Raw genomic sequence first — 13,453 nt, 5'->3', positions numbered from 1 at the left:
TGCCGGAATGGTGACGAACAGCGGCCCTGCCTTGGCCGCAGCAATGGCGACCCTGCTGCTGACCGCATCGGCGGCGAACGCACAGGAGACCACCCCACCACCGAGCGACGCGCCCGCGGCCTCCGGCCCCGCCATCGGTTTCTGGATCGACAACGACCTGTTCGGCGGCGGGACCGACCGCTACTACTCGAACGGCTTCCAATTCTATTACTTCTCCGGCGCGCGGCCGACCTACGGCAGCATCGACTGGCTGGCGAACCTCGTGCCCTGGATCGAACCGGGCGGGGTGCGGCGCTACGGCTTCGCCTTCGGCCAGAACATCTACACGCCGAGCAACCTCAAGGCCCGCAATCCGGACCCCACCGACCGGCCCTATGCCGGCTGGCTCTATGGCCGGATTTCGGTGCTGAACGAGGCGCCGACGGCGGTGGACCGCATCGACCTCGACCTCGGCATGGTCGGACCGTCCTCGCTGGCCGAGCAGACGCAGAAGACGGTCCACAAGATCGTCGGCGGCGCCACCTACCCGGAGGGCTGGAACTACCAGCTGCGCGACGAGCCCGGCGTGGTGCTGAGCTACGAGCATGTCTGGCGCGGCGAGAAGCCGAACACGCTGGGGCCGCTGGAATGGGATTTCAGCCCCCATGTCGCCGGCAGCCTGGGCAATGTGCTGACCTTCGCCGCGGTGGGGAGCACGGTCCGGCTGGGCGGCAACATGCCGCCGCCGGTCGGCGCCCTGGTGACCCGCCCGACGTCCAGCATCCCCTACCAGGACTCCCCCTATTCGGAGCGGCCGGGGCGCTTTTCCTGGTATGTCTACGCCAGCGCCGAGGGGCGGGCGGTTGCGCGCAACATCTTCCTGGACGGCAACACCTTCCGGGAAAGCCGGTCCGTCGACAAGCATCCCTTCGTCGGCAGCGTGCAGGCCGGCCTGACGCTGCGCTACGGCCGCTATGGCCTGACCTATGCCCAAACCCTGCAGACGCCGGAGTTCCGCGGGCAGAAGTCGCTGACCAATTACGGCTCCCTCCGGCTGTCGGCGCAGTTCTGAGCGGCCGGCCTCATCCATCCGAATGCCCCGCCCGCCACCATTCGCCCCTTTCACGGGCGGCCGGTTCGGGCTATGTCAGGGGAATGAACCAGTTCGCACGCCTGGCGATCGAGGCCGGTCCGCTGGCCGCCTTCTTCGTCGCCAATTCCCAGGCCGGCATCATGACCGGCACCGCGGTCTTCATGGTCGCCATCAGCATCGCGGTCGCGGTGTCGTGGCGGCTGGAACGCCGCATCCCGATCATGCCGGTGGTCGGCGCCGGATTCGTGCTGCTGTTCGGCGGCCTGACCCTGTGGCTGCAGGACGATCTGTTCATCAAGATCAAGCCGACGCTGGTCAACCTGCTGTTCGCCGCCGTGCTGTTCGTCGCCCATGCGATGCGGCGCAACGTGATGAAGCGGCTGCTGGGCACCGTCCTGAACCTGTCGGACGAGGGGTGGCGCACGCTGGGCATCCGCTGGGCCTGGTTCTTCCTGGTCCTGGCGGTGCTGAACGAGGTGGTGTGGCGGAACTTCTCCACCGACATGTGGGTGAACTTCAAGGTGTTCGGCATCATGCCGCTGACCCTGGTGTTCAGCGCGTTCCAGGCGCCGCTGATCATGCGCCACCAGCTGCCGGAGGAACCGGCGGAAAGCGGGCCGGCCGCCTGACGGCGCCGCCTTTATCGGGTTCCTTCGGCGCTCGCCTCTTGTGCGGCGCGGAAGGGGCACTCACATTGGTGGCGACCGCGACGTCGTCCGCTCCGACCGATTTGCAGAGGTATTGATCGATGGGCAGTTTCAGCATCTGGCACTGGTTGATCGTTCTGGTCATCGTGCTTCTCCTGTTCGGCGCCGGCAAGCTGCCCAACGTGATGGGCGACATCGCCAAGGGCGTGAAGGCCTTCAAGTCCGGCCTGAAGGACGAGGAGAACGAGACGCAGGCGGCTCCGGCCCAGACCGCCGCCCAGACGCCGCCCGCCGCGATCAACCCGGCGCCCGCGCAGCCGGCCGCCCAACCCGTCACGCAGGCTCCGGTGCCTCCGGCAGCGTCCTCGACCGTCCACCCGACGCCTCCCACCGCCACCCAGCCGCACCCGCTCGATCCGGCCAAGCCGCATCAGGGCTGACCGGCATCCCGGGACGGCAGCCCCTTCTTTGCATCGCCCGGCTGCCGGGCGCGACCGCTTGGCGGTTTGATGGGGCGGCAAAATACGATAAAGAGAAGGGGCTTTCCGCAGCCGGTCCGTGTTCCGCGGAACGGCCGCCGGAAGGCCCCTTCTTGTTTCCAGCCGGCCCGCCATGACGGGCAAGCGCAGGTCGACCGTGACGCTCAAGCCACCGCCCCGGCAGGCTCCCACCCTGTCGACACCGACGTTCAAGGACGAGATGAAAGCAAACGGCAAACCTTCCGAGACTCCGCCGCCGGAGAACGAGGACATCGCCAAGCTGCTTCGTGCCTTGAACGAGGATCTGCACGCCGATCAGCAGGACGAGGTCGACGACGACGAGGAAGAGCCGGCAAGCCGCAGCCTGCCGCTGGGCAAGATCGCGCTTGCCCTGCTGGCGGCGGGCGGAATCGCCGTCGGCATCGTCTATCTCGGATCGGGCGATCCGGAGCCGGTGACGACGGCGGCCAACACCTCCTCGCCGATGGTGCCGGCCCCGGCCATCACCCGCGCGCCCCAAAACGCGACGCCGTCCGGTGCGGCACCGTCTACCAACGGCACCCCTGCCGCGGCCGTCACGCCGCCGGCACAGACGCCCCCCAACCAGACGGCTCCGGCGACACCGCCGGCTGCGTCCTCCGCACCGCCGCCGCCGGTTGCCGCCCTGCCCGCCAGCCCGCCGCCGGTGCTGAAGGTGCCGGAACCGCCGCCCGTTCCGGCCACGGCACCCGCCGCCGCGCCGAAACCGCGCGCCACGGCCCCGGCCGAGAGCGCACCGCCGCCGGCCGCCCAGAAGCCGGAAGCCTCAAAGCCCGATACCGCCAAGCCCGACGCAGCCAAGCCGGAGCATCCGGCCGCTGGCGAGCCTGCCGACACCGGCTCCCTCCAGGCGATGCTGGCCCCGCCGAAGGAGGCCGCCAAGCGCCCGCCGGCCAGCGCCGCCCCCGCCGCGACTCCGGCCGCCCCGCCCGCTCCCCCGGTCGCCTCGTCCGCCAATGGCGAAGCGAAGCTCCCGGCCAAGGCCGCCACCCCGCCGTCTTCGATGCCGGCCGGGCGCTATACCGTGCAGGTCGGCACCTTCTCGGTAACGGCGAACGCCGATTCGCTGGCGCAGCGTCTGCAGGGCGGCGGTTTCCAGGCCTATACGGTGGACTGGACCGACAACTCCAACCGGTCCTGGCGGGCGGTGCGCGTCGGCGGATTCGCCGATCAGACCGCAGCCAGGCGCGAGGCGGAGCAGTTGAAAACGAAGATGGGGCTCAACCCGGTCGTGATCACAGCCCGCTGATCCCCTGCCGGACCGGCGGAGGCACGGCACCGGTCCTTTCCCTGCGACAACCTGTCATACAAGCGTTGGCCCGGCGGCGACATTTGGTCGCGGCCGGGCTTTTTCTTGCCTGGGCCACCCCATTCTTTGGTCGGGGGAGCCGGGAGTGCCGCTTGATCGCCGCTTGTCTTTGCTCGTACCATGGACATTCCAGGGCACGAATGCATTGCCCCGGCCACAAATTTGGGAAGCCGGCAGCAGACCGGCGCACCGGAGGACGCCCCGCCATGAAGCCGACCATCCTGGTCGTCGACGACGAACCCAGCATCGTCCTGTCGCTCCAGGTCCTCATGCAGCGCGCCGGGTTCGACGTGCGCATCGCCCGTGACGGGGACGAGGCGCTGCGCTCGGTGGAGAGCTTCACCCCCGACCTGATCCTGCTCGACGCCATGATGCCGAAGCGCGACGGCTTCGACGTCTGCCAGACCCTGCGGACCAACCCGGCCTGGAAATCCCTGCCCATCATCATGCTGACGGCGCGCAGCCGCGACGTCGAACGGCAGAAGGGGCTGGCGCTGGGCGCCACCGACTACGTCACCAAACCCTTCTCCACCCGCGACCTGCTGACCACCGTCCGCCGCCATCTCGGCCTGCCGGCGGCCGGCAGCGTGGAGCCGGCGCCGTGACCGGGTCCGTGACCACCCCTGCCCCCCAGCCCCGGCGGATCGTCCCGCTGGCCTTCCGCGCCGCCGGGCTGGGGCTGGTGGCGTTGTCGGTCGGGCTGGCGATGGCGGTGCGCGGGTCGGATGCCGCGGATCCGCTGCTGACCTATGCCGTGGTGATGACGGTGGCCTGCGCGGCAGCGGTGTGGGGGCTGTGGCTGGCGGTCGACCGCTACCTGCTGCGCGCCGCCGAAACGCTGGGGCGGGAGGCCGGGCTGATCGCCCACGGCAATGCGGAGGGCGCGGTCGGCGGCCGGGTGCCGCTGGCGCGCTATGGTGACCTGCAGCCGATCGCCCGCGCGGTCAACGACCTGTCGGACAAGCTGGCCCAGGTCCGCCGCGACATCGCCCGCACGGTGGCCGAGTCGACAGCCAAGGCGGAGGAGCAGAAGACCCAGCTCGCCGCCGTGCTGCGCGACCTGCATGAAGGCGTCCTGGTCTGCAACACCCGGCACCAGATCCTGCTCTACAACCAGACCGCCCTCGACATCCTGCACCTGACGGGGGAGCTGGGGCTCGGCCGCTCGATGCTGCATTTCGTGGTGGCGGAGCCGCTGACTCACACGCTGGAACGGCTGACCTTGCGCGTGCGCGAAGGCCGCCACGTCAATCACGAGCACGGCACCACCGCCCAGTTCGTCGGCGCCACCACAGACGGCCGTATCCTGCTGGAAGGCCGCATGAGCGCCATCCTGCAGGACCCGGAACGGGGATCGGACGGGCCTCCCGCCATCACCGGCTATGTGCTGACCCTGTCCGACGCCACCAGCGAACTGGCGGCGCTGGGCCAGCGCGACGCCCTGCTGCGCGAGGCGACGGAGGGATTCCGCGCGCCGATCGCCAACCTGCGCGCCGCGGTGGAGACCCTGTACGACGCGCCGGACCTCGGCCCCGGCGACCGTGCGGCTTTCGAAAGCTCGATGCTGGACTCCTGCGACAGCCTGTCCCGCCGGCTGGAGCAGGTGACCGCCGCCTACCGCAACGTCGTCACCGGCAGTTGGCCGATGAGCGACATCCATTCCAACAACCTGATCAACCTCGTGGCCCACCGGGTCGGGACCGCATCCCCCACCACGGTCACGCTGACCGGCCTGCCGCAATGGGTGCATGGCGACAGCCACGGGCTGGTCCTGCTGTTCGCCTATCTGATCGAGAAGGTGCACGGCCTGACCGGCGCCACCGCCTTCGACCTGGAGGCCGCCGGGCCGCAGGACGGCGACCGCTGGGTCTATCTGGATCTGGTGTGGGAGGGGCCGGCGGTGCCCAGCGCCACGCTGGACAACTGGCTGGACCAGACCCTGCCGGACGGGCTGGGGGGCCTCAGCGCCGGCGACGTGTTGCAGCACCACCGCAGCACCGCCTGGAGCGAGCCGCTGCCGACCGCCAACGGGACCGCAACACGGGCACGGCTGCGCGTGCCGCTGCCTCCGGCGCAGTCGCCGCGCTCGGCCCAGCCGCGCCCGCGTGCCGGCGCCCGGCCGGAATTCTTCGACTTCGGGCTGCTGCACCAGCCGCTGGCGACCAGCGAGCTTGGCCGCACGCCGCTCGACCGGCTGCATTACGTGGTGTTCGACACCGAGACCACCGGCCTGTCGCCCAGCACCGGGGACGAGATCATCCAGATCGCCGCAGTCCGCGTCGTCGGCGGGCGCATCCTGACAGGGGAGACCTTCAACACGCTGGTCGACCCGAAGCGGCCGATCCCGCCGGAGTCGGTGCCCTTCCACGGCATCACCGACGGCATGGTGGCCGGCAAGCCGACCATCGACGCCGTACTGCCGCAGTTCCGCGGCTTCGTCTCCGGCGCGGTGATGGTGGCGCACAACGCCGCCTTCGACCTGAAATTCCTGAAGATGAAGGAACGGGCGGCGGGGGTGGCCTTCGATTGCCCGGTGCTGGACACCATGCTGCTGTCGCGCATGCTGCTGGGCAATGACGGCGACCACACGCTGGACGGCATCGCCGAGCGGCTGGGCATCGAGGTGGTCGACCGCCACACCGCACTGGGCGACAGCCTGGTCACCGCCGCGGTCTTCCTGCGGATGATCGAGATGCTGCGCGAGCGCGACGTGCGGACGCTGGACGACGCCATCCGCGGCGCCAACATCCTGGTCGAACTCGCCGCCCGGGAACGCGCCTTTTGACCGCGCCGGCCCGCGACGAACAACCCGCCCCCCGCCACCGCGAGCGCATGGCCGGCCTGTTCCTGCTGGCCACCGTGCTGTTCAGCCCGCCGTTGCTCGGCCTGTTCGGGGTGGAGGGCACGGTTCTTGGGGTGCCGGCCCTCTATGCCGGTGTCTTCGGCGTCTGGGCGGTGGTGATCCTGCTGGCGGCGCTCGCCGGCCGGTCGCGGTAGGAGGGCCGCATGGGCGTCGGGCTCGATTGGGGCACTGTCCTGGTCGCAGCGCTGGCCTACCTGTCCGCCCTGTTCGCCATCGCCCATTGGGCCGACCGGCGGGAAGCGGCGGGGCGCAGCGTCATCGCCTCGCCCACCGTCTTCGCCCTGTCGCTGGCGGTCTATTGCACGACCTGGACCTTCTACGGCTCGGTCGGGCGCGCGGCGACGCTGGGGATCGGATTCCTGCCGGTCTATCTCGGCCCCACCCTGCTGATGCTGCTGGCCCCGCTGCTCCTGCGCAAGATCCTGCGCATCGCCAAGGCGCAGCGCATCACCTCCATCGCCGATTTCCTGTCCAGGCGGTACGGCCACAGCCCTTTGCTGGGCGGACTCGTGGCGCTGACCGCCACCGTCGGCGTCACCCCCTACATCGCCCTGCAACTGAAGGCGGTCGCCGTCAGCTTCGACGCGCTGACCGGCGGTGGACTGCAGACGGCCCCGGCCCCCGTCCTGGACCAGGGATTCCTGATCGCCGCGGTGATGGCGCTGTTCGCCATCGTCTTCGGCGCCCGCCAGATCGACGCGGCGGAGCATCACCCCGGCATGGTCGCGGCAATCGCGCTGGAATCGCTGGTTAAGCTGGTCGCCTTCCTGGCGGTGGGGATTTTCGTCGTCTGGGGCTTGCACGGCGGATTGGACAACCTGTTCGCCGCCGCCGCCGCCCGCCCCGACCTCGCCCGGCTGTTCGGCGGCGACATTGCGTTGGAGGGAGCCGCCTCCGGCGTGTGGGTGACCACCACCATCCTGTCGGCGGCGGCGATGCTGTGCCTGCCGCGCCAGTTCCAGGTGATGGTCATCGAATCGGTGGACGAACGCCAATTGGACCGCGCCGTCTGGTTGTTCCCGCTCTATCTTATGCTGATCAACCTGTTCGTCCTGCCGGTGGCGCTGTCGGGGCTGCTGACCTTCGGCGGACGGGTGGACCCCGACCTGTTCGTGGTCGCCCTGCCCCTGCATGGCGGGGCGGAGTGGCTGGCCCTGCTGGCCTTCCTCGGCGGTTTGTCGGCGGCGGCCGGGATGATCGTGGTCGAGACGGTCGCGCTCTCCACCATGCTGTGCAACGACCTCGTGGTCCCGGTGCTGCTGCGCTTCCGGCCGGCGGCGCTGGCGCGCTCGGCCGATCCGGCGCCGCTGCTGCTGATGGTCCGGCGGGCCGCCATCATCGCGATCCTGATGTTTGGATACGCCTATTACCGGCTGGCGGGATCGGCCTACGCGCTGGTGTCGATCGGGCTGATCTCCTTCGCGGCGGTGGCGCAGTTCGCCCCGTCCCTGATCGGCGGGCTCTACTGGCGCGGGGCGACCCGGCGCGGCGCCGTCGCCGGGGTGGCGGCCGGCGCGCTGGTCTGGGCCTACACGCTTCTGCTGCCCAGCTTCGCGCGGTCGGGCTGGCTGCCCGCAAGCTTCATCGCCGACGGACCGTGGAGCATCGCGGCGCTGCGGCCCTATGCGCTGTTCGGGCTGGAGGGCTGGGACCCGCTGGCCCATGCCCTGTTCTGGAGCGCGCTTGCCAACATCGGCGCCTATGTCGGGCTGTCGCTGTTCGACCGGCCGAACGCGGCCGAGCGGGCACAGGCCGCCGCCTTCGTCGGCGTGTTCGAGCAGGCCTCCGCCGCAATGCCGCCGACCTCCCCGGCGGACTGGCGCAACGCCGCCAGCGTCGGCGACCTTGCCCGCGTGGTCGCCCGCTTCCTCGGGCCGCAGCGCGCCGAGCAGGCATTCGCCGGTGCCGATCCGGACGAGCCCGCGGGGCCGGAGCGGCTGCGGCTGGCCGAACGGCTGCTGGCCGGCGCCATCGGCGGAGCTTCGGCACGGGTGGCGCTCGCCTCCTCCGTCTCCGCAGGGGCGGTGGAGGCGGCGGAGCTTCTGCGCATGCTGGACGAGACCAGCGACGTCATCGCCCACAGCCGCCAGCTGGAGCTGAAGACGGCGGAGCTGGAGCGCGCCACCGACGCGCTCCGCGCCGCCAACGACCGGCTGACCGAGCTGGACCGGCTGAAGGACGATTTCCTGTCCACGGTGACGCACGAGTTGCGCACGCCGCTGACGTCGATTCGCGCCCTCAGCGAGATCCTGCACGACGATCCGGACCTGGAAACCGAACAGCGGCAGGAGTTCCTGGCCGTCATCATCAAGGAGAGCGAGCGGCTGACCCGCCTGATCAACCAGGTGCTCGACATGGCGAAGATCGAGGCCGGCGCGCTCGACTGGCGGATCGAGGCGATCGACCCGACCCTTCTGCTGACCCAGGCGGTCGCGGCGACGGAGGCGCTGTTCCTGGAGCGCGGCATCGTCCTGTCGGTGGACATCCCCGGCAACCTGCCGCCGGTGCGCGGCGACGAGGACCGGGTGATCCAGGTGGTGGTGAACCTGTTGTCCAACGCAGCGAAATTCACGCCCACCGGCGGCCGGACCCGGCTGGAGGCGAAGCTGGACGGGGACACGTTGCGAATCGCGGTCATCGACAGCGGCCCCGGCGTGGCGCGGAAGGACCGCAACATCGTGTTCGAACGATTCCGTCAGGCCGGCGACATGCTGACGGGCAAGCCGGCCGGCACCGGCCTGGGCCTCGCCATCGCCAAGCGCATCGTCGAGCATCTGGGCGGCCGGATCGGGGTGGAGGACGCCCCCGCCGGGCTGGACGCCGAATCGGGCAAGGGAGCCGCCTTCTGGTTCACCCTGCCGCTTGCGGAAGCGGAGGCGCCGCAAGGAGCCGCCGGCTGACCGGCAATGTCTCGATCACAACCATCTCGCCGCATTGCAATCCCGTGTTATCCTGCCCGCCGACCGCGCGATAATCGATTGGGGGATTCCCGTCATGCAGCCTGATCCGGGGTTGCGGCCACAGTGCCATACAACCGATGGGGCACCGTACGCCACGGTGCTTCCCGTCCGGGCGATCCGCGCTTATGGTGGGGCGCCCGGATCCGGTTGCGGCACGGGTCGGGCGGGTTGGCGGTAGGAAGGCGGGATGGGAAAGATTCTGGTTGTCGACGACGAGAGGGACGTCGAAACGCTGATCATGCAGCGTTTCCGTCGCGCCGTCCGCGCCGGTGAACTGGAGTTCCTGTTCGCCCATGACGGGCAGGAGGCGCTGGAAACCCTGCGCGCCCAGCCCGACATCGATATGGTGCTGAGCGACATCAACATGCCGGGAATGGACGGGCTGACGCTGCTCGACCATCTGCCGCAGGTGAACGCCGACATCCGCGCGGTGATGGTCTCGGCCTATGGCGACCTTGGAAACGTGCGGGCGGCGATGAACCGCGGCGCCTTCGACTTTATTATCAAGCCCATCGATTTCAGCGACCTGGAAGCGACCATCCACAAGACGCTCGAGGCCTGCCGCGCCGTGCGGCGGCTGCGCGACGCGCTGCAGGAGACCCGGACGGCGGAGGCGGCATCGCGCGCACAGGCCGCCCGCCTGCGCCGGGTGCTGGACGGCAGCCCCATCGGCGTGTCGATCATCACCGAGACCGGCGAGCTGCTCTACTGCAACCAGCGCTGCACCGACCTGTTCGGCGTGCCGGCGGAGGCGATGCACCAGCGCTGCTCGCCCACCCTGTTCCGCCATGTTCGGGAAAGGCTGCCGGACCGGGCGCCCGGGGCCGTGCCCGCTGCGGACGAAATCCATTACGTGCGCGAGGACGGGCGGACGGTGTGGATGGCGATGTCCGTCGACCGCACCACTTACGAGAACCAGCCGGTCTTCATCGTCTGGCTCTACGACATCACCGAACGCAAGGTACAGGCGGAGGCGCTGCGCAGCGCCAAGGATTCGGCCGAACAGGCCCTGGCCGACCTGGAGCGCATGCAGTCCGACCTGATCCGGGCGGAGAAGATGGCGGTGATCGCCCAGCTGATCGCCGCGGTCGCACACGAGATCAACACGCCCGTCGGCATCGCGCTGACCGCCGCCACCCACCTGCAGACGGCGTCGGAATCGATCATCATGACCTTCAAGGGCGGCCAGCTGCGCAAGAGCGACTTCCAGGACTATGTCGGCACCGCCAGCGAGGTCTCCACCCTGCTGGTCGCCAACATCGAACGCGCCGCCGCCCTGATCCAGAGCCTGAAGCTGGTGACTGAGGGCAAGGCCAGCTCGCCGCGCAGCCGCGTCGGCCTGCGCGACTACCTGTCCGACATCGTGCTGGCGGTGCAGGTGCAGCCGGCGGCGGCGGGGCACCAGCTGGCTCTGGACTGCCCGGACGGGCTGGCGCTGGACACCTACCCCGGCGCGCTGACCGAGGTGCTGCTGGCCCTGCTGACCAACGCCTTCGCTCATGCCTTCGAGCAGGTGCCGGCGGTCGCCGCCATCGGCGCCGGTGCCGGGGACGGGATGCAGGAGGATGCGGCATCCGCCCGCCGCCCCGGCGGCAAAGTGACGGTTTCGGTGCGGATGCTGGGAGAGGACCGGGTGGAACTGCGCGTGTCCGACAACGGCCGCGGCATCCCGGCCGACATCCGGCCGCGGCTGTTCCAGCCCTTCACCACCACCCGCCGCGGTGCCGGCAGCATGGGGCTGGGGCTCTACGCCGTGTTCAACCTGGTCACCGGCAAGCTCGGCGGCGAGATCGACATCGACAGCGAGGTCGGCCGCGGAACCAGCGTCGTCCTGCGGCTGCCGCTGGATGCTCCCTGATCCTGCCTCCCCCTGATCCTGCCTGGTAAGCGGCAGAAGCCCTGTGGACGACATCTTCGGGATCCTTCCCATGCACGACAAGACCGATCTGCTGCGATCCCTGCCCCCGCTGTCGTCCTATTCGCCGGAGGAATCGGTGGCGCACTCGCTGGACCGGGCGCGGCTCTACCATGACCAGCTGGTCGCCGCGATGCCGGGCCTCATCGTCCATCGCGACGGCGTGATCCTCCATTGCAGCGGCACGCTGGCCCGACTGCTGGGCTACGAGTCGGCGGAACAGGTGATGGCCCTGCCCGACGTCATGACGCTGGTCCCGGAAGACGCCCATCTGGCGGAGCGCAACGCCTATGCCCGTTGCCTGCAGGGTCCGACCCAGCCGCTGGCCCGCCGCATCAAGCGCCACCGCGCCGACACCAGCATCCAATGGTTCGACCAGCTGCTGGAGCCGGTGGACTGGGGCGGCGCGCCTGCGGTGATGGAGATGCTGACCCAGATGCGCCCCGAGGCTGCCAATGCCGAGGTGCCGCATCAGGGACAATTGCTGCAGGCCGCCATCGACGCCATGCCCAACGGCGTGCTGATGCTGGACCGCGACCTGCGGCTGGAAGGGGCCAACAGCGAGTATTTCCGGCTGTGGGACTATCCCCCCGGCATGTTCCCGCCCGGCACCCCGGTGGCCGAGACGCTCCATTACAATCACCGGCGCGGCGATTACGGCGACGTCCCCTGCGAGGAGACGGTGGCGGAGCTGTGCACCCGCTTCCTGGTCAAGGGCGTCATCAATTCCGAACGCCAGGTGCCGACGAACGGCCGCATCCTGGACATCCGCACCGCCCCGCGCGCGGACGGCGGTTACGTCATCACCCAGCACGACATCACCGACCGCAAGCGGATCGAGGATGAATTGCGGGAGGCCAAGGAGCGGGCCGAAGCGATCCTGAAGGAGCTGCGCGAGACCCAGCAGCAGCTGATCGTACAGGAGAAGATGGCGTCGCTCGGCCAGCTCACCGCGGGCATCGCCCACGAGTTGAAGAACCCGCTGAACTTCGTCAACAACTTCGCCGAACTGTCGGGAGAGCTGCTGGACGAGATGCTGGCGCTGCTGGAACCGCTGAACGACCATCTGGACGACGCGACCCGCGCCGACGTGGACGATCTGGTCGACAGCCTGCAGAGCAACCTGCACAAGATCGCCGACCATGGCCGGCGCGCCGACAACATCGTCAAGAGCATGCTGGCCCATTCGCGCGGCGGCGGCGGCGAATGGCAGACGACCGATCTGAACGCTTTGGTGGAGGAGGCTCTGTCGCTGTCCTACCACGCCGTGCGCGCCCAGGATCGCAACTTCAACGCTACGCTGGAGCGTCGATTCGCCGCGGATGTGGGTGAGGTGAAGCTGGTTCCGCAGGATATGTCGCGTGTCCTCGTCAATTTGTTCACGAACAGCTTTTACGCCGTCCGCAAGCGGCAGTTGACCTGTGGCGACATGGTTTATGAACCGACGCTGACGGTGACAACCGAAACAAGAGGAACTGAAGTTTCCATAAGAATTCACGACAATGGCGTCGGCATGCCACCCGCCGTGGTCGACAAGCTATTCACGCCTTTTTTCACCACGAAGCCCACCGGCGAAGGAACCGGCTTAGGCCTTTCACTCAGCTATGACATCGTGGTACATCAGCACAGGGGCCGTTTCGACGTATCCAGCATCGAAAACGAGCATGCCGAGTTTACGATCACGCTGCCACGAACCGTGACGGCATTGTCGCTAGGGGAGCGCCGAAAGACATGACCCTGGGAATCCTCGTCGTCGATGACGAACCGGATATCGAGGATCTGTTCCGTCAGCGCTTTCGCGCAGAATTGCGCCGTGGAGAACTGGCCCTTCATTTCGCCTCTTCTGCGGAGGAGGCACTTGAAAGCTTGAACACCGGCCTGCAACCGGAAGCTGTTCTTGTCCTGAGCGATATCAATATGCCCGGCATGAGCGGCCTTGACTTCCTGCAGCGCCTCCGCGCGGACGCCCCGCAGGTACCGGTCATCATGGTCACCGCCTATGGCGACATCGAGAACCGGCGCCGGGCGCTGGATATCGGCGCGACCGAACTTGTGACCAAGCCGGTCGATTTCGTCGCGCTGAAGAAGCTGGTCCAGAACGTCATCGTCCAGAAGACGGCTGCCTGAACACAGGCGCTCGCCTACCCCGGCGGGAGAGGGGGCGGACGC

At 69.0% G+C, this 13,453-nt stretch carries 11 protein-coding genes; all 11 read left to right on the top strand.

The window, feature by feature from the left end; all coding sequences use genetic code 11:
- Nucleotides 1-7: 7 nt before the first annotated feature.
- Nucleotides 8-1,051, top strand: a complete 1,044-nt coding sequence (locus tag VD964_RS11325) for a lipid A deacylase LpxR family protein (protein WP_324868615.1) — start codon at nt 8-10, stop codon at nt 1,049-1,051.
- Nucleotides 1,052-1,134: 83 nt separating this feature from the next.
- Nucleotides 1,135-1,701 carry a septation protein A gene (locus tag VD964_RS11320; protein ID WP_324868613.1) on the top strand — a complete coding sequence of 189 codons (567 nt, stop codon included), beginning with the start codon at nt 1,135-1,137 and terminating at the stop codon, nt 1,699-1,701.
- Nucleotides 1,702-1,820: 119 nt separating this feature from the next.
- Nucleotides 1,821-2,159 carry a twin-arginine translocase TatA/TatE family subunit gene (locus VD964_RS11315; RefSeq protein ID WP_324868611.1) on the top strand — a complete coding sequence of 113 codons (339 nt, stop codon included), beginning with the start codon at nt 1,821-1,823 and terminating at the stop codon, nt 2,157-2,159.
- 196 nt (nt 2,160-2,355) lie between these two features.
- Nucleotides 2,356-3,486, top strand: a complete 1,131-nt coding sequence (locus tag VD964_RS11310; RefSeq protein ID WP_324868609.1) for an SPOR domain-containing protein — start codon at nt 2,356-2,358, stop codon at nt 3,484-3,486.
- Nucleotides 3,487-3,752: 266 nt separating this feature from the next.
- Complete coding sequence (locus tag VD964_RS11305) at nt 3,753-4,151, top strand: response regulator transcription factor (RefSeq protein WP_324868607.1); 399 nt, start codon at nt 3,753-3,755, stop codon at nt 4,149-4,151.
- Complete coding sequence (locus VD964_RS11300) at nt 4,148-6,331, top strand: 3'-5' exonuclease (RefSeq protein WP_324868605.1); 2,184 nt, start codon at nt 4,148-4,150, stop codon at nt 6,329-6,331. The genes VD964_RS11305 and VD964_RS11300 overlap by 4 nt, the downstream gene beginning before the upstream one ends.
- Nucleotides 6,328-6,543 (top strand): hypothetical protein, encoded by a 216-nt coding sequence (locus VD964_RS11295; RefSeq protein ID WP_324868603.1) that lies wholly within the window; start codon nt 6,328-6,330, stop codon nt 6,541-6,543. Before VD964_RS11300 ends, VD964_RS11295 begins: the two co-directional genes overlap by 4 nt.
- 9 nt (nt 6,544-6,552) lie before the next feature.
- The gene (locus VD964_RS11290) at nt 6,553-9,309 is read left to right on the top strand and encodes a sensor histidine kinase (RefSeq protein ID WP_324868601.1); all 2,757 of its coding nucleotides are present in this window, start codon (nt 6,553-6,555) and stop codon (nt 9,307-9,309) included.
- 247 nt (nt 9,310-9,556) lie between these two features.
- Nucleotides 9,557-11,227, top strand: a complete 1,671-nt coding sequence (locus VD964_RS11285; protein ID WP_324868599.1) for an ATP-binding protein — start codon at nt 9,557-9,559, stop codon at nt 11,225-11,227.
- 70 nt (nt 11,228-11,297) lie between these two features.
- Nucleotides 11,298-13,019: a PAS-domain containing protein gene (locus tag VD964_RS11280; protein ID WP_324868597.1), complete on the top strand. Its 1,722-nt coding sequence runs from the start codon at nt 11,298-11,300 to the stop codon at nt 13,017-13,019.
- Nucleotides 13,016-13,411, top strand: a complete 396-nt coding sequence (locus VD964_RS11275; protein WP_149222195.1) for a response regulator — start codon at nt 13,016-13,018, stop codon at nt 13,409-13,411. The genes VD964_RS11280 and VD964_RS11275 overlap by 4 nt, the downstream gene beginning before the upstream one ends.
- Nucleotides 13,412-13,453: the final 42 nt, after the last annotated feature.

Origin of the sequence: Azospirillum sp. (genome assembly GCF_035628975.1) — a bacterium.
GTDB lineage: Bacteria > Pseudomonadota > Alphaproteobacteria > Azospirillales > Azospirillaceae > Azospirillum.
This window is presented reverse-complemented; position numbering and strand designations above follow the sequence as displayed.